The organism is Janthinobacterium foliorum (assembly GCF_978021625.1).
This window is the reverse complement of record NZ_CDXDQE010000013.1, coordinates 108,008-129,549: the sequence shown is the minus strand read 5'-3', so window position 1 is coordinate 129,549 and position 21,542 is coordinate 108,008. Positions and strand designations below refer to the sequence as shown.

20 protein-coding genes are annotated in these 21,542 nt (G+C 61.1%); 9 read left to right on the top strand and 11 right to left on the bottom strand.

Annotation, left to right across the window (positions count from 1 at the left end):
* Positions 1-232: 232 nt before the first annotated feature.
* The 5 genes from rplU to proB all read left to right on the top strand — a co-directional run bounded on the left by rplU (position 233) and on the right by proB (position 3,646).
* Positions 233-544, top strand: a complete 312-nt coding sequence (gene rplU, locus ACZ92H_RS23190) for a 50S ribosomal protein L21 (RefSeq protein ID WP_034754730.1) — start codon at positions 233-235, stop codon at positions 542-544.
* Between the two features lie 40 nt (positions 545-584).
* Entirely contained in the window at positions 585-857 is a 273-nt protein-coding gene (gene rpmA / locus ACZ92H_RS23185; protein WP_070219281.1) for a 50S ribosomal protein L27, read from the top strand.
* 108 nt (positions 858-965) lie between these two features.
* Complete coding sequence (gene obgE, locus ACZ92H_RS23180) at positions 966-2,075, top strand: GTPase ObgE (RefSeq protein ID WP_465051175.1); 1,110 nt, start codon at positions 966-968, stop codon at positions 2,073-2,075.
* 12 nt (positions 2,076-2,087) lie between these two features.
* Complete coding sequence (locus ACZ92H_RS23175) at positions 2,088-2,498, top strand: hypothetical protein (protein WP_465051174.1); 411 nt, start codon at positions 2,088-2,090, stop codon at positions 2,496-2,498.
* Between the two features lie 29 nt (positions 2,499-2,527).
* Positions 2,528-3,646 (top strand): glutamate 5-kinase, encoded by a 1,119-nt coding sequence (proB, locus tag ACZ92H_RS23170; RefSeq protein WP_465051173.1) that lies wholly within the window; start codon positions 2,528-2,530, stop codon positions 3,644-3,646.
* 35 nt (positions 3,647-3,681) lie between these two features.
* On the opposite strand, the gene ACZ92H_RS23165 is transcribed toward proB, so the two are convergent.
* From ACZ92H_RS23165 to rsxB, 7 genes are read right to left on the bottom strand one after another with little or no spacing between them, the layout of a single operon-like run.
* Positions 3,682-3,822 carry a hypothetical protein gene (locus ACZ92H_RS23165; protein WP_465051172.1) on the bottom strand — a complete coding sequence of 47 codons (141 nt, stop codon included), beginning with the start codon at positions 3,820-3,822 and terminating at the stop codon, positions 3,682-3,684.
* A 1-nt stretch (position 3,823) separates the two neighbouring features.
* Entirely contained in the window at positions 3,824-4,918 is a 1,095-nt protein-coding gene (locus ACZ92H_RS23160) for an MBOAT family O-acyltransferase (protein ID WP_465051171.1), read from the bottom strand.
* A 34-nt stretch (positions 4,919-4,952) separates the two neighbouring features.
* Positions 4,953-5,843, bottom strand: a complete 891-nt coding sequence (locus tag ACZ92H_RS23155) for a hypothetical protein (protein WP_465051170.1) — start codon at positions 5,841-5,843, stop codon at positions 4,953-4,955.
* A 1-nt stretch (position 5,844) separates the two neighbouring features.
* On the bottom strand, positions 5,845-7,638 hold the full coding sequence (locus ACZ92H_RS23150) for an AMP-binding protein (RefSeq protein ID WP_465051169.1): 1,794 nt from the start codon (positions 7,636-7,638) through the stop codon (positions 5,845-5,847).
* A 14-nt stretch (positions 7,639-7,652) separates the two neighbouring features.
* Positions 7,653-10,520, bottom strand: coding sequence for an AMP-binding protein (locus tag ACZ92H_RS23145; protein WP_465051168.1), 2,868 nt, complete (start codon positions 10,518-10,520; stop codon positions 7,653-7,655).
* 27 nt (positions 10,521-10,547) lie between these two features.
* Complete coding sequence (nth, locus tag ACZ92H_RS23140; protein ID WP_465051167.1) at positions 10,548-11,195, bottom strand: endonuclease III; 648 nt, start codon at positions 11,193-11,195, stop codon at positions 10,548-10,550.
* Positions 11,192-11,926, bottom strand: coding sequence for an electron transport complex subunit RsxB (rsxB, locus tag ACZ92H_RS23135; RefSeq protein WP_465051166.1), 735 nt, complete (start codon positions 11,924-11,926; stop codon positions 11,192-11,194). The genes nth and rsxB overlap by 4 nt, the downstream gene beginning before the upstream one ends.
* Positions 11,927-12,201: 275 nt before the next feature.
* Here rsxB and ACZ92H_RS23130 point away from each other — a divergent pair, with 275 nt between their 5' ends.
* The 3 genes from ACZ92H_RS23130 (at position 12,202) to ACZ92H_RS23120 (ending at position 16,537) form a co-directional block, all read left to right on the top strand.
* Positions 12,202-13,023, top strand: coding sequence for a substrate-binding periplasmic protein (locus ACZ92H_RS23130; protein WP_465051165.1), 822 nt, complete (start codon positions 12,202-12,204; stop codon positions 13,021-13,023).
* Positions 13,024-13,148: 125 nt separating this feature from the next.
* Entirely contained in the window at positions 13,149-15,725 is a 2,577-nt protein-coding gene (locus ACZ92H_RS23125; RefSeq protein WP_465051164.1) for a TonB-dependent receptor plug domain-containing protein, read from the top strand.
* Positions 15,726-15,859: 134 nt separating this feature from the next.
* Positions 15,860-16,537 carry a DOPA 4,5-dioxygenase family protein gene (locus tag ACZ92H_RS23120; RefSeq protein WP_465051163.1) on the top strand — a complete coding sequence of 226 codons (678 nt, stop codon included), beginning with the start codon at positions 15,860-15,862 and terminating at the stop codon, positions 16,535-16,537.
* Between the two features lie 67 nt (positions 16,538-16,604).
* On the opposite strand, the gene ACZ92H_RS23115 is transcribed toward ACZ92H_RS23120, so the two are convergent.
* From ACZ92H_RS23115 to ACZ92H_RS23100, 4 genes are all read right to left on the bottom strand, one after another.
* Positions 16,605-17,825, bottom strand: a complete 1,221-nt coding sequence (locus ACZ92H_RS23115; protein ID WP_131374223.1) for a polyhydroxyalkanoate depolymerase — start codon at positions 17,823-17,825, stop codon at positions 16,605-16,607.
* Positions 17,826-18,052: 227 nt separating this feature from the next.
* Positions 18,053-18,376 carry a ferredoxin FdxA gene (gene fdxA, locus ACZ92H_RS23110; protein ID WP_131374221.1) on the bottom strand — a complete coding sequence of 108 codons (324 nt, stop codon included), beginning with the start codon at positions 18,374-18,376 and terminating at the stop codon, positions 18,053-18,055.
* A gap of 320 nt (positions 18,377-18,696) precedes the next feature.
* Positions 18,697-18,984 carry a protealysin inhibitor emfourin gene (locus ACZ92H_RS23105; RefSeq protein WP_131374220.1) on the bottom strand — a complete coding sequence of 96 codons (288 nt, stop codon included), beginning with the start codon at positions 18,982-18,984 and terminating at the stop codon, positions 18,697-18,699.
* 96 nt (positions 18,985-19,080) lie between these two features.
* Positions 19,081-20,478 (bottom strand): gluzincin family metallopeptidase, encoded by a 1,398-nt coding sequence (locus ACZ92H_RS23100; protein ID WP_465051162.1) that lies wholly within the window; start codon positions 20,476-20,478, stop codon positions 19,081-19,083.
* A 199-nt stretch (positions 20,479-20,677) separates the two neighbouring features.
* Here ACZ92H_RS23100 and ACZ92H_RS23095 point away from each other — a divergent pair, with 199 nt between their 5' ends.
* Positions 20,678-20,962 (top strand): polyhydroxyalkanoic acid system family protein, encoded by a 285-nt coding sequence (locus ACZ92H_RS23095; protein ID WP_131374216.1) that lies wholly within the window; start codon positions 20,678-20,680, stop codon positions 20,960-20,962.
* Positions 20,963-21,542 lie beyond the last annotated feature (580 nt).

Genomic DNA, 21,542 nt, shown 5'->3' with positions numbered 1-21,542 from the left:
ACTGCAGAGCAATTGATTGTTCTTATTGTCATGGGCGCGCGTTTTCCTGTTTGCCCGGAACAAGCCTGACATCGTGTCCAGGTTGTCGACATACCACGATCGTCAAGCTTTGTGAATAGTTTTTGACGCATTTTCTCAGTCCGTGTATAATCGCTGGTTCCCCCTGTTGTGTACGGCTTGCTTTGCACGGCGTCGGGACAAATTCTTTCAACATTTGATGAGGTTTCAAATCATGTACGCGGTCATAAAAACCGGTGGCAAACAATACAAAGTTGTCGCTGGCGAAAAACTTAAAGTAGAACAGATACCGGCAGACATTGGTTCCGAAATCACCATCGATCAAGTTCTCGCAGTAGGCGCGGGCGACAGCATCAAGTTTGGTGCTCCATTGGTCGAAGGTGCAACGGTACTGGTTACGGTTGTGGCGCATGGTCGCCATGATAAGGTCAAAATTTTCAAGATGCGTCGTCGTAAGCACTACCAAAAGCATCAAGGCCATCGCCAGAATTTTACCGAAATCCAAATCGTTTCGATCAACGGCTAATCGCCGCTGTTTGAATTAATCAGCTATCAAGGAGTCTTAAATGGCACATAAAAAAGGCGGCGGCACAACGCGAAACGGCCGTGATTCAGAATCAAAACGTCTGGGCGTTAAAGTCTACGGCGGCCAAGCTATCAATGCTGGCGGCATCATCATTCGTCAACGCGGCACCCCAGTGCGCGCCGGCGAAGGCGTAGGCATGGGCAAGGACCACACTCTGTTCGCGTTGATCGCAGGCAAAGTGAAGTTCGTTGTCAAAGGTGCTGGCTCGAAGCAATTCGTGACCGTTGTACCAAACGAAGCAGTACCAGCGTAATTCATCGCGGAGCGCGTGCTCCGCATGATCGCATGATGTAAGGCGCAAGCCTTCAATCGAAAGGCTCTGCCCAAGGTAGAGCCTTTTTAGTTTTATGGCGGCAAAATTATGAAGTTTATCGACGAAGCAAAAATCGAAGTCATCGCGGGCGATGGCGGCAACGGCTGCGCATCTTTCTGCCGTGAAAAATTCCGGCCTTTCGGCGGCCCCGATGGCGGCGATGGCGGTAAAGGCGGGTCCATCTGGGCCGTGGCCGACCGCAATATCAACACGCTCGTCGATTTCCGCTTTTCCAAAATGCACAAGGCTCGCAATGGCGAGCCTGGCCGTGGCGCGGATTGCTATGGCAAGGGCGCGGATGACATCCACCTGCGCATGCCGGTTGGCACCTTGATCATCGACAACGCGAGCGGCGAAATCCTGGCCGACCTGACCGAACACGGCCAGATCGAATTGCTGGCCAAGGGCGGCGAAGGCGGCTGGGGCAATATCCACTTCAAGTCCTCGACCAACCGCGCGCCACGCCAAAAGGGCGAGGGCAAGGAAGGCGAACGCCGCGAACTGCGCCTGGAACTGAAGGTATTGGCCGACGTGGGCCTGCTGGGCATGCCGAACGCCGGCAAGTCGACCTTCATTTCGGCCGTCTCGAACGCGCGCCCGAAAATCGCCGACTACCCGTTTACCACCCTGCACCCGAACCTGGGCGTGGTGCGCGTGTCGCACGAGAAGAGCTTTGTGATCGCCGATATTCCCGGCTTGATCGAAGGCGCTTCCGAAGGCGCGGGCCTGGGCCATCAATTCCTGCGCCATTTGCAGCGCACGGGCTTGTTGTTGCACATCGTCGACCTGGCGCCGTTTGAAACCAACGTCGATCCTGTCAAGGAAGCCAAGGCGCTGGTCAAGGAACTGAAGAAGTATGACGAAACGCTGGTCGACAAGCCGCGCTGGCTGGTGTTGAACAAGCTCGACATGGTGCCGGAAGAAGAGCGCAAGAAGATCGTCAAGGACTTCCTCAAGCGTTTCGCCTGGAAAGGTCCCGTTTTCGAGATTTCCGCGCTGAACCATCAAGGTTGCCCGGAACTGGTGAATGCGATTTACCAGCATCTGGAAGAGAAGAAGCACAGCGAAAGCCGTGCCGAAGAAACGCAGATGACCGAAGAAGCACGCGGTATCTCGTCGATCGACCCGGATGATCCGCGTTTCAAGATCCTCGACTAAGAGCCTTACCTGATGTCGGTACAGACGGTCGCTGTCGCGCCAGCGCGCAAGCAAGCGTGGCAGCGCCGTGTATTGCATCTGATCGCGTATGCCTACGGGCTGGGCGCGGTCGCCTGTTTGCTGTTCGCCGATGAAATGGCGGCCGGCATGGGCATCTTCCTCAATGGCGTCAACGGCTACAGCCAGTTCTACGCCAGTCATGTCGGCCTCTGGGGCGCCACCGCGCTCCTGGCGCTGTTCGCGGCACGGCAGGGCGAACCGCCCGTCTACAGCGATATCACTGCAATGTTGGTCCTGGCGCAGCCCGCCGGCCGCCTGTTCGCGGCCATCAGCTTCGGCTTGCCCCAGGGTATAGTGTTGTTCATGTGCGTCATGGAACTGCTGGCGGGGCTGATCTTGCTGCTGCTGCGTCCTGCACGCTGACGTCTATCAAAAGTGAAGAGCGCCACCCCATGGATTCCGTGATTCAAAAAGCTACCCGTATCATCATCAAAGTCGGCTCCTCGCTGGTCACCAACGATGGCCGCGGACTCGACCATGCCGCCATCGCGCGCTGGGCCGCGCAGATTGCCGGCTTGCGCGCCTTGGGCAAGGAAGTCGTCCTCGTCAGTTCCGGCGCCATCGCCGAAGGCATGCTGCGCCTCGGCTTCGAGCAGCGCCCCACCGATATCCACGAATTGCAGGCCTGCGCCGCCGTGGGACAGATGGGCTTGGCGCAAATCTATGAAAGCAGCTTCCGCGCCCACGGCCTGGGCACGGCGCAAGTGCTGCTGACGCACGCTGACCTGGCCGACCGCGAACGCTACCTGAATGCCCGCTCCACCCTGACGACCTTGCTGCGCCTGGGCGTAGTGCCGATCATCAATGAAAACGACACCGTTGTCACGGATGAAATCAAGTTCGGCGACAACGATACCCTGGGCGCCCTCGTCGCCAACCTGATCGAGGCCGACGCGCTTGTTATCTTGACGGACCAGCACGGTCTGTTCTCGGCCGACCCGCGCAAGGACCCGAACGCCTACCTGATCACGCAAGGCATCGCCGGCGATCCGGCCCTGGAAGCGATGGCCGGCGGCGCCGGCAGCAGCCTGGGGCGTGGCGGCATGCTGACCAAAATCCTCGCCGCCAAGCGCGCCGCCAAGTCCGGCGCCCATACCATCATCGCCTGGGGCCGCGACAGCGACGTGCTCAGCCGTCTCGCCAAAGGCGAAGCGATCGGCACGGAGTTGCGGGCACAAACGGGGCAATTGACGGCGCGTAAGCAGTGGATGGCCGATCATCTGCACACGGCCGGCGCCGTCGTGCTGGACGCGGGCGCCGTGCAAAAGCTGCGCCAGGAAGGCAAGTCGCTGCTGCCGATCGGCGTGACGGGCGTGAATGGCGAATTCGGCCGCGGCGCCGTCATCACCTGCGTCGATGCGGCTGGCGCGCCCGTGGCGCGCGGCCTGTCCAACTACACGAGCGGCGAAGCGCGCCGCATCATGCGCAAGCCGTCCACCGAGATCGAGTCCATTCTCGGCTACATGGAAGGCCATGAGCTGATCCATCGGGACAATATGGTATTGCTGTAAATCACGTATGGCCCGCTGGAGACTGCGGGCCATTGTTACATCTGGCCGTAGCGAAATCCCATGCCCAGTGCCATTGGCCACTTTAGCCACAGCAGCAGCAGCAATCCGCCATACCACAGCGTGAAGAGCAGATGCACGACTGGTGCTGGCAAGTAACGCAAAAGAAATTGGTACATGTCACGTCCCAGGTAACAGTGGCGCAAACAGCGCCGTCATGCAGGTCCAGGCCGTCTGCAGGTCCGGCGTCGAGGTCAGGGCGAAACTGAGTATGACAAATTGCAAAGTCAAAAACCAGCTGAAAGCACGCCAGAGAGCGTAGCGGCGCAGATGGTGCGCCCAAGGCAAGTGCTTGCCCCACAGGTGCGCGAGGGCGAGTCCGGCGCCGTGGAACAGGCCCCAGGCCAGGTAGCGGGGCGACAGCTCATGCCACAGGCCCAGCACGATCATGCTGCCCAGGCTGGCAAACAGGTATTGCCGCGTGCGCGACAGAATGGGGCGGAAAACGAAATCGCGGCACCATTCCGATACGGTGATATGCCAGCGCCGCCAGAAGTCAGGCAAGTTGCGCGCGGCAAATGGAAAATGGAAGTTTTCCGGTACCCGTATGCCCAGCAACGCGGCAAAGCTGATGGCAATATCGCAATACCCCGAGAATTGCCAGTACAAATTCAAGCCATAGCCCAGCAGGGGCAGATAGGCATCGAGCCAAGCATATCCCGTCGACAGGTTCAGGCCATTGAGCTTGACGGTGAGGAGAAAACCCGCCAGCAGCACCACCTTGCAATAGCCGTACAGCATGCGCTGCAGCGCTTGCGAGGCGAGTTGCCTGTCCCAGCGCGCGCGCAATAGTTCCATGCGAAACGCATCGTAACGCTGGATCGGGCCGACGGCCAGGGTGGGCGGGAACAGCAGATAGCTCAGCGTCGTGCTGGCACGGCCATCGCGCGCGATGCCTCCGCCATGCTCGGCGATCAGGTGCCAGGCTTTCAGCGAGACGAAGGCATAGCCCAGGTAGGCGGCCAGGCCATGGCTGGCTTTGGCGTACTGGTAAGCCATAAAAGCGAGTAATACACCGGCCAGCCCCAGCGTTTGCATGACAGCCGGGCGGCGCCATTGCGGACCGCAGATAAAGGCCAGCCATGCCAGCAAGGCGCTCCATGCTGCCGCGCTGCTCCAGCCGTCATGCGCCAGCAAGATGGCGCCGCCCAGCGCCAGCAGCCAGGGGCGCCAGGCCGTTGGCAAACGCCAGTAGAGCACGGCCAGAATGGGCATGCACAGCATGCCAAAGCTTGTCAGCCACACCATGCTAGGCCCTGTTCCGCAGTTGCTGCAACTGGCTTTGCCACCAGGGACCAAACAGGCGCGCGCCCTGCGCGTTCAGATGGCTGCCGTCACAATAAAGGTTTTGCCGGGTGAATGCGGGTGAGGTGAGATAAATGATGTTCCGGCTTGCAGGCAGCAAGGCATGCAGGCGCCGCTGCCAGTCTTCCTTTTGTTGCGCTGTTAGTTGTTCCATGAGTAATGAGCGCCTTACATCGAGCAGAACTACCCGCACGCCCCGCTGCGCCAGAGCGGCAACGTTGCTGATCAGTGCGGCATCGAAGGTGCTCTGTCGATACAGATCTTGTAGCGAGACAGCATGCTGCCGCATCTGCGCGACGCTGAATGTTCTCTGTTCCGGTCCGCAGGTAAATGCCAGCTCCTGATCATTGCGCTCCCAATAGGGCGGTGGCGAAGAAAATTTCCCGGCGGTGAGAAGTGAAACAGTTTGCTTGGCAAAATGCCAGGCATCTTCGCGCAGTTCATCCATCGCCATGTTGCCATCATCTGGCAAGAGCAAGTTCTGCTCAAGGATCAGCACGTCCGGTGGCCGGCTGACGAGCGTGGCGAGGCTTGCTTGCAAATAACCCATGCCGCCTCCGCCCTTCGTCATGCGCATCCATGCGATGTCTGGCATGGCAGCCCGTTGCACGCTTGCCACTTCAGGGGTAGCGGCCCGCAGTAGCGACGAACCAAGGGCGAGCACGCGCAACTTTTCACCAGAAGAGGGTGTGGCGAGAAACGTTTGTGTCTGGCTAGCAATCGTGTTGTCGTAGCGGGGGCCGGGCATATGTCGCAACAGCATACATAGTCCGATCACGCCTGCCAACAGCGCCGCACTGTACAGCCAGACGCGTAGAGGAGGTGCATTTGTCATCTCAGCGCGTCAACCGTTTGATCAGTTGCACGGTAGCGTCCATCGTTTCCATATGCACGACGTCGGATGGGCTCAGGCGCACCTTGAACAACGTTTCCAGACCGATCACGAAGTTGATATGTGCCAGCGAATCCCAGCCTGGCGTATTGGCCGGGCCTGAATCCCCCTTCAAGGCCCCTGCCGGCAAGTTGAACAGGTCGGCGGCCAGCGCAAAAATGTCCTCCTGCTGATTGCCGTGTGCGCTTGCCTCCTTGGGCGCAAGCGAGAGCGCGTGCTGTAACTGAGCCGTAATGACCTTGCCCGATGGTGTGCGCGGCAATTGGCCAGTAAAACTGATGCGTTTTGGTATTTCGTGCGTCCCGAGATGTTGGGTGCAATGTAGTAATAGTTGTTGGCTGTCCGCCTCCATGCCGGGGCGCAATACTACACAGGCGACGGGTATTTCGCCCCAAGTCGGGTCGGACAAGGCGACGGTCGCCGCTTCCAGCACGGCTGGATGTTGCATCAGTACGCCATTGATGGCTTCCGGCGACAGGTTGTAGCCGCCGCAAATGATCACGTCCTTGATGCGCCCCGTGATCCAGTACACGCCATCGCTGTCGCACCGTGCCAGGTCGCCCGTATGCAGCCAGCCATTGCGCAGTACGGCAGCGGTCGCTTGGGGATTGTCCAGGTAGCCTTGCATCAGGTTGGCACCTTGCAGGCACAGTTCTCCTGCCTCGTCGCATCCGGCCTCGCTGCCATCGTCGCGTACGATTTTTGCCAGCATGTCGCGGGGCATGCCTACGCTGCCGATCTTGTGGCTGGCTGCATCCGGCCCCGCGTACAGTCCGCAGGTCCCCGTTTCGCTCAAGCCATAGGTATTAATCAGTTTTACATTGAAACTTTGGCTGAAGTTGCTCCAGGTGGCTGCGCTCAAGGGGGCGCTGCAGGAAACGGCGAAGCGGAAATGAGCATTCTCGAAGTTTTCCGCCAGGTGGGCGCCATATTGCTGCATCAGGGCCAGCGCCGTGGGCGCGGCGATCAGGTGCGTGACTTGTTCGCGGTAGACCGCGATCAGGATCGCCTCGATGGCGACGATGCTGAACGGCGCCGGCCGTACCAGGGCACAACCGCGCTGGTACGCCAGTAGTACGCCTTGCACCAGGCCATCGGCGTGCGAGAGCGGCATCAGGTTCAGCAGTCGTGAAGCGGGTGTCAGTGTGTAATGTTCGCCGATGGTATGCAAATGCGCCAGCAAGGAAGGCCAGTGCATTTCCACGCCTTTCGGACGGGCGGTGCTGCCGGAGGTGAACACGACATAGGCGGCTCCCTCCTGTCTTGCGGGCGGCAGCGGTGCCGGTGCCGGCGCTGCCAGCAGGCCGGGCCAATTATCCAGGTCGGCTGGCGCACGCCGTCCCAGCAGCTTACTCAGCAGCAATCCCTTGGTCTGGGCGGCACCGACTCTTATCTGCCGCGCCGGTAAAGGAACCTCCTGCGCGCGCCACAGGTCGATGGCGTCCGCATCGGCAATGACAGCATCGATATGGGTATGTTGCAGCAAGTCCTTGACCTGCCGCGCAGCGGTGCCTGGATCGAGCAGCAGGGGGACCGCGCCTGCGCGCATGCAACCCAGCAACAAGGGAATGTAAGCCAGATCGTCACGCACCATCAGCAGCACACGCTTGTCGTGCAGGTCGCCTGCGATCAGCCTGGCAGCTACCCGCAGGACCTGTTCATCCAGTTCAGCATGAGACAAGGACTTGGGACCGATGAGGAATGGTGTATTCGTGGGTGTGGGGCGAGTCAGAAACATGTTGGGCGTGTCTATTATTGTGTGATGGAATGAGCCAATGCGCGGCGGTCAAGTTTTCCTGCCGGCGTATAAGGCAGCACCGCCTGTACGCGCAAGTCGCGGGGGAAGGTAGTAACTTGCGCGTGTTGGCGGCAAAAGGCGACAAAAGCAGGTAAATCAAAGCCATCATCGACCACCAGCAAACCGATCAGGCCCTGTGGCCCGGCAGTGACGGCCGCTTGGCGCACCTGCGGATAGCTGCACATGGTGCGCTCGAGCGGGGCGGGGTGGACGATGTCGCCATATTCGTTCTTCAGCTGGTCGTCATGCCGGCCCAGCAACGTAATGTTGCCAACACCGTCATGGCTGGCAATATCGCCCGTATAGATCCAGCCATCGCGGGCCATGGACGCCGTTTGGACCGGATCGCCCCAGTATTCCAGCATGAGCTGATTGCTGTGCACGCGCAGTTCGCCAGGCTGATCCGGCCCCAGCGGCAAGCCCTCCGCATCGCAGACCTGCACCACGGCGCCCGCGGGGCGGCCGCTGGCTTGCGCGGCGCCGGGAGCGTGCTGGAACACCATGCACAGGCCTCCCGTTTCCGTCAGTCCGTAGTAATCGATGATCTCGATCCGCATGCGCTCGCTCAAGGCCGTGTGTAGCGACGATTGCAGCGGCGCGCCCGTGGAGATCATTTGCCGCAAGCTGGCAGGATGCAGGGTCAGGTGCGCCGGCAGCAGTTGCAGCATGGCTAGCCAGGCGGGACCTGTCGCCAGGATGGTCACGCCATGGCGCTGAACGGCTTGCAAGGTCTTGCCGACGCTTGCCCTTTCGCTTTCATCGGTCAGGTACACGCTGGCGCCAGCAAACAGGGCGGCCACCATGGGATTGCGCAAGCCGCTCATCGTGTGACAGTCGCCCAGCGACAACAGCACGTCGCCATCATGCCAGGCAAATTGCGTGGCGGCCAGCTGGCCGCTCTGCATGAGGGCACGCTGGCTGTGGACGACGCCTTTCGGCACGCCGGTGCTGCCGGACGTGAACAGGATCATGGCAGGATCGTCAGGGTGGACGACATGTTCCGACCGCTCAGGCAATGGCGGCAAGTCCATCCAGCGTTCCAGCAAGGCCGACAATTCAGGCAATTCAAAGCCTGGCGCCAGGATCGCTGCCGCCTCCTGGCGGATATCGTCGAGCAGCAGGGCCGGGCACTTGACCAAAGCGGCGGCGCCGTGACGAGGATGGTCCAGTACCAGCAAGGCGGGAGCGATGCGTTCCAGCAAGGGCTGCAGCAAGACGGGCGTGTCCGTCAATTCCTTGCGTAAAGGAACCACGACGGCGCCGATGCGCCAGCTGGCCCAACTGAGCAGTACCGCTTCAGGATGTTGCGCGCACAGCATGACGATGCGGTCGCCAGGCCGCACGCCCAGCGACAGCAGGCCACGCTGCAGCGCCGGTACGAGTATCTCGACTTCCGTCCAAGCAAAAGCGCTGTCATCCATGCCACACAACAATAGCGGGCGTTGCTGGTACAGCGTCGGCAGCAGTTGCCACAGGTATTCAAAAGTCTCCTCCTGTGGCAGCGGGCGCACCACCTGGCTCGCATAATAGGATTGCAGGCGGGCCATGGCGCCGCTGATGGGGGCCACCTGCAGCAGTTCGCTTTGCACCATCAGGTAGGCTTGCCGGCAAACATGTTCCACTGGCAGGCACAGGCGCTGCGCCACTGCGTCGAGGGTACGCAACTGCCCCAACTGGAACAGGATTTGCAATTGCTCGGCGTTCAGCGGCTGTGGTCCCAGGCGCGCCAGGCGCTCCGCATAGCACGGATGGCGCAACAACAGATCTTCCATCAGACCACCCAGCGCATCGGCATCGGGCACGGCGCAGCCGTTCAGGCTATCGATACGCAGCAGGGCATTGACGATGGCGCGCGAGGAAGGCGAGGCGATGTCCAGATTGGCCTGGCGCAAGGTGCCGCCCGTCCAGACGGGCGGCACCAGCGCCACGACGCCGTTGTAGTGCGACGTGTCCGGTTCGCTACACAGGCTTCCCTTGCCTTCGAACATGGTCACTTCGGACATCACCATCGTCTGGCGCTGGCCGCATGCTTGCGCGGCATCAAAGCGATCCTGATAGCGCTGACCATGCAGGATGGTGCCGCCCCGTTCGAAATACGGCGATGGCTGGCTGTTGGCCATGTGCACATGGGGGAAAATAATGGGCGCATCACGGCGGGCGATGCGCAGCATGTCGCCCGCAAAAGTCGACGGCGCGTAGCGATGCAAGGAATCAAGGCCGTGGATCAGTGCAAACTGCTGGTCGCGGAAAGGCATGGGACTGCCTGGCGGCACGAAGATGATGTCGTGGTTGGGTGCCCGTTGGCCGGCGGGCAGCCAGTGTGCGTAGCCCATGTATCCCAGCACATCAAAATTGCCTTCCCAGACGGAGATTACATGTTGCTGGGGAAAGGCCGCGGCCAGCATTTCGCCGCTCCAGCCCGTGCGGCCCCAGGTGTCGAGGATGAGGTCTCCAGGTTGCAGTTGTTCCCTGACCATGTCCAGCAAGGTATAGAAGGCCCGGGTGGATTCATTGAAAGGCTGGAAGGCGGCGTAGCGGTCGGGGATGCGGCGCACATGGCGGCGATGCATGAAGGACAGATAGTCGGCACTGGGCGTCAACAGGGCACCCAGCTGGGACAGTGCCAGTTGCGCATGTGTATCGCTGCCTTGCAGCACTTCGGTAAACAGGGCGAAACCTTGCACGACTGGGATCTTGATCGCGCAGGCGGAGCAGCTCAGCAGGGCTTGCTGCAAGGGTGTCCCTGCCTCGACATGCATGTCGCTGTGCAAGGGTTGCCGGCAGGCGGGGCAGGCCAGGGTGTCAAGAGTCGTTTTCAGCATGGTGAAACGGCGAGTGAAAGTGGGTTGTCAGATAAGGGCCGGCATCGGCGTCTTACTCTTGTAATCGCACAGGTCGGCGATCATGCAGTTCCAGCATTGCGGCTTGCGCGCCGTGCACGTGTAGCGGCCGTGCAGGATCAGCCAGTGGTGGGCGTCGTGCAGGAACTCTTTTGGCACGAACTTGAGCAGCTTTTGTTCGACGATATCGACATTCTTGCCTGGCGCGATGCCAGTGCGGTTCGAGACGCGGAAGATATGCGTGTCGACGGCCATGGTCGGTTCGCCAAACGCCGTGTTCATGACCACGTTGGCCGTCTTGCGGCCCACGCCGGGCAAGGCTTCCAGCGAGGCGCGGTCGCGCGGTACGTCGCCGCCGTGCTGCTCCAGCAGGATCTGGCAGGTGGCGATGACGTTCTTCGCCTTGGTGCGGAACAGGCCGATGGTGCGGATATAGCTGGCCAGCTCGTCGACGCCCAGGGCCAGCATGGCGGCCGGCGTATTGGCGACGGGATACAGCAGGCGCGTGGCCTTGTTGACGGACACGTCCGTTGCCTGGGCCGACAGCAGCACGGCGATCAGCAGCTCGAACGGCGTCGTGTATTCGAGCTCGGTTTTCGGCGAAGGGTTGGCGGCGCGGAAGCGCGTAAAGATTTCCAGGCGTTTGGCGGCGTTCATGCGTCTTTTTTCGGGGCAGTGGGGGGAATTTGTTCGGCTTTCGCTTCGGCGCCGGCGGCCGCCTTGGCGCGCGCGCGCTCCATGGCGGCAGCGATGATCGCGCGCTTGCGTTCCTTCTCCGCCAGTTCGTCGGGCGTGGCGGGCACTTCCTGCGTCACTTCCTGCATCTTGGCAACCGCCTTGGCGGCCAGGCGTGCCTCGTTTTCCTCGCTTTCGCGGCGCAGGCGCTGCGTGCGGAAATCGTGGCGCGCGCGCGCTTCGTCGGCATCCGTCTGGCTCCAGGCATCCCAGCCCGTGGCGTCGCCGCTGACGGGATACATGACGATGCAGTCGACGGGGCAGGGCGCCACGCACAGGTCGCAACCGGTGCACAGGCTGGTCACCACCGTATGCATCTGCTTGGCGGCGCCGACGATGGCATCCACGGGGCAGGCCTGGATGCACAGGGTACAGCCGATGCACAGTGATTCGTCGATGTAGGCGACAGATCGCGGACGTTCCAGGCCGTTGACGGGATTCAGTGGAATGACTTTTTTGCCCAGCAAGCTGGCCAGGCGCGCGATGCCCTGCACGCCGCCGGGCGGGCACTGGTTGATGTCGGCGCTGCCGGCGGCAATCGCTTCCGCATACGGACGGCAGCCGTTGTAGCCGCATTTGGTGCACTGCGTCTGCGGCAGCAGGTCTTCGATTTGGTCGGCAAGTGAGGGAGGGGCGGGAAGCGGCACGGTCATCTTCAATACGGTAAAACGTCATTATCGGCCATCTGGCGCACGCACAAGTAAAAACCTGCCAGGCGCAAGGGAATAGCCGGCCATCGGGCGTTGCGCGGTCCCGCCAGCGCACAGCTATTTTATTTCCCTATGGAATTTCAAAGTGCAAATAAACAACTTTGCAAATTCATTTTTTTGTGGGAGCATGATTTTAATCAAGAATGATTTAGTAAGCCGACCGCCAGTCCTGTTGTTGCGCCGATACGACACGGTGCGCCAGGCCATAGGAGCAGAGCATGCGTTTCCTCCGGACAGTTGGTTTGCCCTTCTGTTTGTTCCTTACTTCCACGCTCGCCGTTGCGCACGGCCAGGCGGATGCCGCCACGCCGGGACCGGCTTCCTCGCGCATCGTGCGCCTGGCGGCCGAAGACTGGCCGCCGTTCATTTCCCGCAGCTTGCCGGCCGATGGCCTGTCGGGCGCCATGGTCAGTGCCATCTTTGGCCGCCTCGGCTATACCGCCAGATATGATTATTTTCCCTGGAAGCGGGCCATGCAATTCGGCTTGAGCAGTCCCCGTTACGCGGGCTTCCTGGCGGTCTGGCGCACGCCGGAGCGCGAAAAAGTGTGCCATTTCTCTGTTCCCGTTGGCAATACCCAAAGCGTGCTGGCTTACCTGAAGGAAGATGGCTTGCCTGGCGCCAGCCTGGGCGAGATGCGCGGGCTGCGTATCGGCACCGTGGCCGGCTATGCGAATGGCGAGCAATTCGATGCCATGGTGGCGCGCGGCGAATTGAAAACGGAAGAGGGCCTGAACGACGCGACCAATCTGAAGAAATTGCTGATCAAGCGCTATCGGGTGATCGTCATCGAGCGCCACGTCTTGCAGCACCTGCTGATGAGCCGGGAATTCAGCAAGGCGGACCGCGAGCGCATCGGACTCGTCGATACCGTCTTCAAGGAACGCCCCGTGCATGTCTGTTTCCAGCGCACGGCGGAAGGAGCGGCGCAGCAGAAGCGCTTCAACGAGGCCGCGCGCGACGTCGATACGGCCAGGCTGGAGCGCGATTACTGGAAACGGCTCGACCAGAGCCTGGCGAGCGCCCCGGCGCTCCCCTGATATACCTCTGCTGTTGCTCGTTGCCAAAACGAAATATCCAAATACGAAACCATTCGTTCTTGTTTGTTTGTTCATCCTTTAGTCTGCAGCCACTGTGTTGACGACTCTTGAAAGGATGCTTTCGTATGCTAGACCTGTTTCACAAGCCCGGTGCGGCGCCGTGCGTTGCGCTCCCGTTGCGGCCATTGGCGCAAGCCGCCGCGGCCGCCTTGCTGCTGCTGGGCGTTCCCGCTCAGGGCCACGCGCAGGCATCGCCGGGGGAGGACGGCGCGCTCGCCGCCAGCCCGGCCGACACGGTCATCGTCACGGGCGCGCGCGGCACGGGCCGCACGGTGGCCAACAGTGCCGCACCGATCGACGTGATCAGCGCGCAGCAGTTGCTGGCGACGGGCAAGCTGAACTTGCTTGAGGCGCTCGATACGGCTTTGCCGTCGTTCAACTTGCTGGCCCGCGTGCAGCCCGACCTGGGCAGCATCGTGCGCGCCGGCCAGCTGCGCAACCTCGATCCCTCGCATACCCTGGTGCTGGTAAATGGCAAGCGCCGCCATACGACGGCCATTGTCAACGAGGACGGCTTCCCCGGCTCCGTCGCCACCGACCTGGCGCTGATACCCACGGGCGCCATTACCCGCGTGGAAATCCTGCGCGACGGCGCCTCGGCCATCTATGGCTCCGATGCGATCGCCGGCGTCATCAATATCATTCTGAAATCCGATGACAAGTTCAGCGCCAGCACCCAGCTCGGTTCCACCTACGAGGGCGACGGCAGCAACGGCCATGTGCGCATCGACGGCGGCACGCGGCTGGGCGAGCACGGCTTTGCGCATTTCGGCGCCGAAGTCCAGCGCCAAGGCATTGCCGTTCGCAATTTCGGCTTGAATCCCGGCTACCTGTCCTATCCGGCCGTGCGCACCAGCGATGGACAACTCGTGAAGCTGGGGCCGAGTAACAGCCTGCCGGCTGGCGCTGCGCCGAACCCGGCCGAGGCGACGCGCAACAGCAATCCGTGGCGCAACACGGGTGTGCCGCAAAGCACGATGACTTCGCTCAGCGCCAACCTCGGCTATGACGTCTCGTCCGACGTGCAACTGTACGGTTTCGGCACGTATGCCCACCGCGATGCCCGCTCGGCACAGAATTTCCGCCTGCCCAATACCATTTTCAATAACAACCGGGGCTTGCTGTCCGTGTATCCGGACGGTTTTACGCCATATGAAACGACAAGCGAAAATGACTTTTCGCTGACCGGCGGCATCAAGGGCGAGACGGCGGGCTGGGCCTGGGACCTGAGCACCACGTATGGCCGCGACGACATCGACGTGGGCGTGGAGCATTCGGCCAATTACTCGCTCACTTATCCGGGCGGCAAGACGGATTTTGATATCGGCAAGCAGCGCTACAGCCGTTCGACCACCAATGCCGATGCGCGCCGCGCCGTTTCACTGGGGCTGGCCGAGCCGGCCGACCTGAGCATTGGGCTCGAGTATTCGCACGAAACGCAGCAGCGCAGTCCGGGCGAGCCCGCGTCCTGGCAAGGCAGCGGTTCCTCGGCGCTGGCCGGCTACCTGCCCGTCGATGCGTCCGACACGGCGCGCCACAGCTACGCCGCGTATATCGGACTGGGCGCGAAACTGACGCCGCAGTGGCTGCTCGACGCGGCCTTGCGTGCCGAGAAATATTCGGATTTCGGCAGCAAGACGACGGGGCGTTTGTCGGCGCGCCATGACGTCACGCCGACGGTGGCCGTGCGCGGCACCGTCAGCAATGGCTTCCATGCACCGAGCCTGGTGACGCAATCGTATTCGAACACGTCGGACCATGCGGGCGTGCCATATACGCTGGCGCAGCCGAATTCGCTTGCCGCACGCGCCCTGGGCGCGCAGCCCTTGAAACCGGAAAAGTCGACGAACTTCTCGGCCGGCCTGACGTTCAATCCCGCGGCCAGCCTGCGCCTTGCCGTCGACGCCTACCAGATCAAGGTCAGCGACCGCCTGGGGGTGTCGTCGAACATCGGCATCGACCGCAGCTCGGGCGTGGCGCTCGATGGCAGTGGCCGGCCACTGACGGCGGCGCAAGCGTCGGTGATCGAGAACCTGCTGCGCTCGGCGGGGCTGACGGTGGGCAATGGTCTGGTGGCGCATTACTTTGCCAACTTGGGCGACACGCGCACGCGCGGCATCGATTTCACGGCCGAGGATGTGCTGCGCGTGGCCGGTGGCAAGCTGCGCTGGACGGCGGCGGTCAATATCAACCACACGAGCCTGGTGGGCAAGGCGGCGCTGCCGGCCGTGCTGCAAGGCTTGCCGAACATCGGCACCCTCAGCAAATCGGCCGAGTACGACTTGCTGTACCGCGCGCCGCGCGACAAGGAAATTGTCACGGTGGCGTATGAAAAGGCGGGCTGGACCTTCAACCTGCGCGAGACGCGCTACGGCAAGCTCAAGCGCCTGAACGCCATCACGGGCGGCGACTACCAGCTGAAAGCGGCCTTCGTGACGGACCTCAGCGCGGGCTATGACATCAGCAAGCGCATCAATGTGACGGTGGGCGCCAACAACGTTTTCGACCAGAAGCCGAACCAGGTGCCGCGCGCGGCGCGCAGCGCGTCAAACTTGGCGCAGTACACGGGCGCGTATGACAACTCCGGGCCATTAGGCGTCCTCGGCGGCTATTACTACGCCCGCGCCACCGTGTCTTTCTAAACAAAGCGCTCAAGAAAGTCCATGGCGGCGTGGCATTGCGTCGCAGCGCTGTCGCACTGTCTGCGACAGCGCGCCTGGCCCTGGTCTTTTCACTGAGCACTCTTTACACCTCATTGGATAAGAAGGAACTCAACATGACCGACAAAACTGAACACGCCGCCGTCGACCTGGAATGGGCCAATCTCCTTTCTCCGCAGCGCCGCGCGGTCTTGCGCGGCGGGAGCCTCGTGGCCGCGCTGGCCGCTTCCGGCCTGGCCGGGACGGCCCTGGCGCAGGAGAGCGCCGTCAAGCGGGTGAGGCCAGCGCCCGGCAAGAGCCCGTGGGGCGAGCACACGGATACGGCGCCCACGCCGCGCCCCGCCAGCGTGCGCCCCGGCGAGGAAACCCTGCCGTCGAAGCCGCGCGCCTACACGGATATCGAGAGTTATCACGCACACATTTATTTCGATGAAGATAATTATCAGAAGGCGGCGCTGATACGCACATGGGCGGCCGAGCGTTTCCAGATCGAACTGGGCGACTGGAACCTGGAGCCGCGCGGCCCGCACGTGACGCCGTCGTTCTACTTCGGCTTTACGAATGATTTATTACCCGTGATCGTACCGTGGCTGCAGCTCAACAGCCTGGGGCTGACCATCCTGATCCACCCGAATACGGAAGATCCGCGCGCCGACCACCTGTATTACGCGCTGTGGGTCAACCGTTCGCAGCCCGTGAATGGCTATGCGATGAAAAAACCGGGGCCGGGCGAGCCAAGAGTGGAGCAGATCTTCGTCAATACGCGCCCGACGGTGAAGATCGAGCGGGCATGAGCGGGGCATAAAAGAAAACGCCACGCCAGCATGAACTGGCGTGGCGTTTTTGGGGAAGCTATCCGGCTCAGGAATGCTTCTGGATGAATTCGCCGATTTTCGGGCAAATGATCTCGCGCCAGCGGCGGCCCGAGAAGATGCCGTAATGGCCGCATTTCGGCGCCACGAAGTCTTGCTGCATGTCGGCTGGAATGCCGGAGCACAGGTCGTGCGCCGCTTGCGTCTGGCCGGCGCCGGAAATATCGTCCAGCTCGCCTTCCACCGTGAACAGCGCCACGTTCGTGATGTCCTGCGGCCGCACCAGCTGGCCGCCCACTTTCCAGGTGCCCATCGGCAGGCTGAATTCCTGGAAAACCGTTTTAATGGTTTCCAGGTAGTACTCGGCCGGCATGTCCAGGACGGCGTTGTACTCATTGTAGAACTGGCGATGGCCTTCCGCCGGTTCGTCGTCGCCCGTCACGAGGTGCATGTAGAACTCGCGGTGGCTTTGCGCGTGGCGGCCCGGGTTCATGGCGATGAAACCCGCGTGCTGCAGGAAGCCGGGATACACCTTGCGGCCAAAACCCGGATAGTTCGGCGGCACCGCGTAGATGACGGTGTTTTCAAACCACGAGAATTTCTTTTCCGTCGCCAGGTTGTTCACTTGCGTCGGCGAGCGGCGCGGGTCGATCGGGCCACCCATCATGGTCATGGTCTTCGGCATGTGCGGATCGTTGGCCGTTGCCATCAGCGAGATGGCGGCCAGCACGGGCACTGTCGGTTGACAGACGGAAATGACATGCAGGTCCGGCGCCAGCAGGCGGATGAATTCCTGCACATAATAAATGTAGTCGTCCAGGTGGAACGGGCCTTCCGTCAGCGGTACCATGCGCGCGTCCGTCCAGTCGGTGATGTAGACATCGTGCTCGGCCAGCAAGCCGCGCACGGTGTCGCGCAGCAGGGTCGAGTGGTGACCGGACAGGGGGGCAACCAGCAAAACTTTGGGCTGTTGCAAGCCAGTGGCTTCTTTCTTGAAGTGGATCAGGCGGCAAAACGGTTTTGTCACGACAACGTGTTCGAGGATGTCGACGCTCTCGCCTTGGACGAGAACGGATTTGATGTCGAATTGTGGTTTTTCGTAGTCTTTGCCAAGGCGGTACATCAGCTCGTAGCCGGCTGCGATGCGTTGCGAAAACGGGGTGTGGGCCAGTGGAGAAACCGGGTTGGTAAATAACTTGGAGGACATGTCTGCCCATTGCATCACCGGAGTGAGGAAGGAGCGTTGCAGTTCGTGCAGTTGGTAAAGCATATAGAGTCCTTGTTTAATTCCAAGCGCCAATATCGGCTCAAATATCATAATCCAATTTTACGATGTTTGTTGAGGACAAAATGTGCTTTAACGCGCATAGATCCACAGTTTGCGCAACTGTGTGGATTCCCGCCACAGTTGCATAGACAGAGCTGCAAACATGCTTTAAAAGTAAAAAAGCAGCGTTTCCGCTGCTTTTTATGCTTGTCGTGTCCGGTGACCGCGTCTTAGCGCACCAGCATGTCCAGCTTGTCCTTGACGTCCTTGTATTGCTCGGCTTCCGGCAAGGCAGGCTTGGTCTTGGTGATCGACGGCCAGTTGCGGGCCAGGTCGACGTTGATCTTGATGAAGGCTTGCTGGTCGCCCGGCACGTCTTCTTCCGCGAAAATCGCGTTCACCGGGCACTCTGCCACGCAGACTGCGCAGTCAATACATTCGTCCGGGTCGATTGCCAGGAAGTTCGGGCCTTCCCGGAAACAATCTACCGGGCAGACATCGACGCAGTCGGTATAGCGACAGGCGATGCAGGATTCGGTGACAACGTGGGTCATAACAGTCCTATCAATTTGGGGGGAGGTGCTGTAGCGCCTGCAGGAACGTCGGCGGCGCATACTAAAGCAAAGCATTGTATTTTAAGGCAATTCGCTATTTCTCACAAATCCCGCTTATATACAATACATATAAGCAAATTCATTTTTTGGCAGCCCCGCTATGGCGCAGAGCGTGCAATTCAGCGACTTTCCGGGACGTTGCCATGAAGAACGCAGCAAGAAAGCGACAGTCCCCTGTCGCCGCCGGCTGCGAGGCTGGCTTCGCCCTGACCTGTGTTGTGGTGCTTTTGTTTTGCGCAAATCAATATCTGTCTGAAAAATCATGCGCTGGCGCGGATTTGCGCCACCAGCCGTTGCCAGCGTGCACTCTCGGGACTACCATCCTCGGCAAAGGTCAGCGTGCGGCGCGCGGCCGGTGCGTCCACCGTGATATGCCATTGTGGAATATCGGCGCCCACCGGTTTGCCCATGGCCTGGTCGTGCGTGAAAAAGCCGCTGCTGGCCAGAGCCGCTTCCAGGCTGGCGCCGGCCGGGTGGACTTGCGTATCGATGTCATATTGTTCGCTCAGGCCGGCAAAGCCGCCGCTGCTGCGGGCTGAAATTTTCATGATGCTCCCTGCTGTGGATGGTGGTGAATGGTGGTGGACGCCCATCGGCCTGCCGCGGCCGACGGCAGCGCGCTAAGCTATGCGCAAGCGCAAGCATTAGCGGGGGGCGTAATTGCGGCACCAGGTCGCCAGGGCCTCGCGCTCCGCCTCCAGCAATTGATCCGATTCGCTGTATTCCGCATGGTTCATGGTACCGCAGCAGGCGCGCCGGTCTTGTACGGCGCCTTCTTCATCGACGACGTCGGCGGCGAACGTCATCTGGCCATCTTCCGTCATGGCATTGGCCTTGAAGACTTCGCGCACGGTAAAACTGTTGCGGATGTACTCGAGGTAAGCAGCGTTGCCGTCGGCCTCGGCAATGCTCAGCATGTGGCTGGCCACATCCGCATACGTGGCGGCCTGGTCGGGCGACGCCACCAGCGCGCGCAGGACCAGGCTGCGCAGGTAGTCCCCGCAGCGGTGCAGCACGGCCGCATCGTCTTCCAACTGGGGCTGGCGTTCGTGGGCAAAGATGTCAGCCAGGATGTCGTAGATAGCGCCCGTAAAGACTTGCGAGATGGCGTGCACCTCCGTGCCAGCCTCGGACAGCTTGATGTCGTTGTCGGCATTGCGCAAGCCGTTGGGGCGGCCCAGGGCCAGGCCGAATTGCTCGGCCAGGTCGGCGAGAAACGTCTTGTCGTGCAGGTCGGACTTGGTCTGGGCGATGACGGCCTCCACCTGGTCCAGCTGCGACAGGGCCAGGAAGATGGCCGTCAGGTCGCCGAATGATTCGTGCAAGCCGCCTGTCTGCGGCGGGTTGTTGCTGAGCAGCCAATTCGGTTTCAAGCCATCGAGGACGGCGTGGCCCGTTTCATGCGAGACGATGTCGAGCGAGCGGCAGGTGTAGACGCGCTCGGTGGCGCCGCTGGGGATGAAATCGCCGAACTTGAGGGCCTTGTCGCTGCGGCTGTAATAGGCATTCATGACGTTGGGCAAGCCGTGCGGGAACACGCGCAGCGGCGCCGTGTTGCTGGCGCTGTTCCATTGCCAGGGCAGCGGCGGCGCCGTATCGTTGCTGGCCAGCGCGCGCTGGTACATGGTGAGGGTCATGCGCACGACGGCGAAGGTGTGGACGGCATCGAACTGGTCGGTATTGGGCGAGACGATGAAGTCGCCAAACGCATTCGGGCTGACCTGGGCGATGCCCGGTTCGCCAAACGTGATGCGCGCGTCGCGCGGGCCTTGCAGGGTCAGGCCGGGCAAAAAGGCTTTGCGGGTACCCAGGTCGCTGACGGACGGGTCTTGCTTCCAGATCAGCACGCGCGAGCCGACGGGCGCGGCTTCGAGCTTGCGCGTGGTGGCCTCGATCAGGCGGGGCGGGCCCGGCTGCAAGGTCAGCTGGGCGTTCTTGCGGTGCTGGCGGTAGGGCGCCGATGGGGTGGGGACGTAGCCGACGGGCAGGGACACGCATTTGGTCAACACGGCTTCGACCGGCACGATGACTTTCTGGTCCATGGTGGTTCTCCAAAACATGCTGCGACTGGAACTGAAATAGTCGGCCTGCTTGGGCGGATCAGGTTTGACACAACGCAAGCGATGCGTAGTAAAACGCGCGTTTTTTCCATGGGCGGCCGCCAGCCGTGGTCGCGCCTGCTGGAGCGCGGCTGGTATGATGCAGGCCGTAATGCCCCGTTTTTAAGAAAAGGATAGGTTGATGGCGGATATAAATATAGTTCAGCAACATAAGCTGACAGCGGTAAAGGCCCGTGAAGCGGCGCAGCAAGTGGCCGACAAGCTGGCCCAGGAATATGACCTGGCCTGCGCCTGGGATGGCGATGTGCTGCGTTTCGAGCGCAGCGGCGTCGACGGTACGCTGACCCTTGAAAAAGAGCAGGCACAGTTGCAGATAAAGCTGGGATTCATGCTCAGCGCCTTCGCCTCGACGATTGAAGGCAAGATCGCGGAAAAGATGCGCAAGGTGTTTGCCGAGCAGGTTTGAGGGCGTGCGGCCAGCTTGTCTGGCGCCCCGTTTGGTGGTAAGAATGGCGCCGCAGCGCCAGGCGAAAAGCAGCCTCTTTTCGCCCTTTTACCCCCTTGTTTCATGTCTGACTGTGCGCCAACACACATTGCTATCACATTTCTATTTGGAAAGCCATTGGACTTTTGTGTCTTTTTGCGTTATACTTGAGTCATATTTACAACAGCTACACCGCGTTTCACCTTCTGCTCCGCAGTACTCCCCACTCATTGAGTGGTGAATAATTCATTGGGTTTTACACCCGCATCCAGTAAGTAAGTTGATCGTTTTTTCGGTCAAATACATTTGGTGCCATGTATTTGCATGGCGCTAGCGTTGTTAAAAGTCCTGAACCACAGCCTCTTTTAGCACGCACACGGCACCCCGGCATCGGCTTTTGCCATCCGCTGGTCACACGCGTGTCACCCCCTGTTTGCTGTCGCTCCCGTGCGCTTGTTGGCGCCGTGGCGTAGCCGACGCAACAGGGTTTGCTGATTCCCGCCGCAAGCTCGCAGCTTGCTGGGGCGTCATTCCATTCGTCCAATCGAGGGAGAACCACATC

Coding starts and splice junctions, on each gene's coding strand:
- rplU (WP_034754730.1), top strand. CDS start 233: ATGTACGCGGTCATAAAAACCGGTGGCAAACAATACAAAGTTGTCGCT.
- rpmA (WP_070219281.1), top strand. CDS start 585: ATGGCACATAAAAAAGGCGGCGGCACAACGCGAAACGGCCGTGATTCA.
- obgE (WP_465051175.1), top strand. CDS start 966: ATGAAGTTTATCGACGAAGCAAAAATCGAAGTCATCGCGGGCGATGGC.
- ACZ92H_RS23175 (WP_465051174.1), top strand. CDS start 2,088: ATGTCGGTACAGACGGTCGCTGTCGCGCCAGCGCGCAAGCAAGCGTGG.
- proB (WP_465051173.1), top strand. CDS start 2,528: ATGGATTCCGTGATTCAAAAAGCTACCCGTATCATCATCAAAGTCGGC.
- ACZ92H_RS23165 (WP_465051172.1), bottom strand. CDS start 3,822: ATGTACCAATTTCTTTTGCGTTACTTGCCAGCACCAGTCGTGCATCTG.
- ACZ92H_RS23160 (WP_465051171.1), bottom strand. CDS start 4,918: ATGCCCATTCTGGCCGTGCTCTACTGGCGTTTGCCAACGGCCTGGCGC.
- ACZ92H_RS23155 (WP_465051170.1), bottom strand. CDS start 5,843: ATGACAAATGCACCTCCTCTACGCGTCTGGCTGTACAGTGCGGCGCTG.
- ACZ92H_RS23150 (WP_465051169.1), bottom strand. CDS start 7,638: ATGTTTCTGACTCGCCCCACACCCACGAATACACCATTCCTCATCGGT.
- ACZ92H_RS23145 (WP_465051168.1), bottom strand. CDS start 10,520: ATGCTGAAAACGACTCTTGACACCCTGGCCTGCCCCGCCTGCCGGCAA.
- nth (WP_465051167.1), bottom strand. CDS start 11,195: ATGAACGCCGCCAAACGCCTGGAAATCTTTACGCGCTTCCGCGCCGCC.
- rsxB (WP_465051166.1), bottom strand. CDS start 11,926: ATGACCGTGCCGCTTCCCGCCCCTCCCTCACTTGCCGACCAAATCGAA.
- ACZ92H_RS23130 (WP_465051165.1), top strand. CDS start 12,202: ATGCGTTTCCTCCGGACAGTTGGTTTGCCCTTCTGTTTGTTCCTTACT.
- ACZ92H_RS23125 (WP_465051164.1), top strand. CDS start 13,149: ATGCTAGACCTGTTTCACAAGCCCGGTGCGGCGCCGTGCGTTGCGCTC.
- ACZ92H_RS23120 (WP_465051163.1), top strand. CDS start 15,860: ATGACCGACAAAACTGAACACGCCGCCGTCGACCTGGAATGGGCCAAT.
- ACZ92H_RS23115 (WP_131374223.1), bottom strand. CDS start 17,825: ATGCTTTACCAACTGCACGAACTGCAACGCTCCTTCCTCACTCCGGTG.
- fdxA (WP_131374221.1), bottom strand. CDS start 18,376: ATGACCCACGTTGTCACCGAATCCTGCATCGCCTGTCGCTATACCGAC.
- ACZ92H_RS23105 (WP_131374220.1), bottom strand. CDS start 18,984: ATGAAAATTTCAGCCCGCAGCAGCGGCGGCTTTGCCGGCCTGAGCGAA.
- ACZ92H_RS23100 (WP_465051162.1), bottom strand. CDS start 20,478: ATGGACCAGAAAGTCATCGTGCCGGTCGAAGCCGTGTTGACCAAATGC.
- ACZ92H_RS23095 (WP_131374216.1), top strand. CDS start 20,678: ATGGCGGATATAAATATAGTTCAGCAACATAAGCTGACAGCGGTAAAG.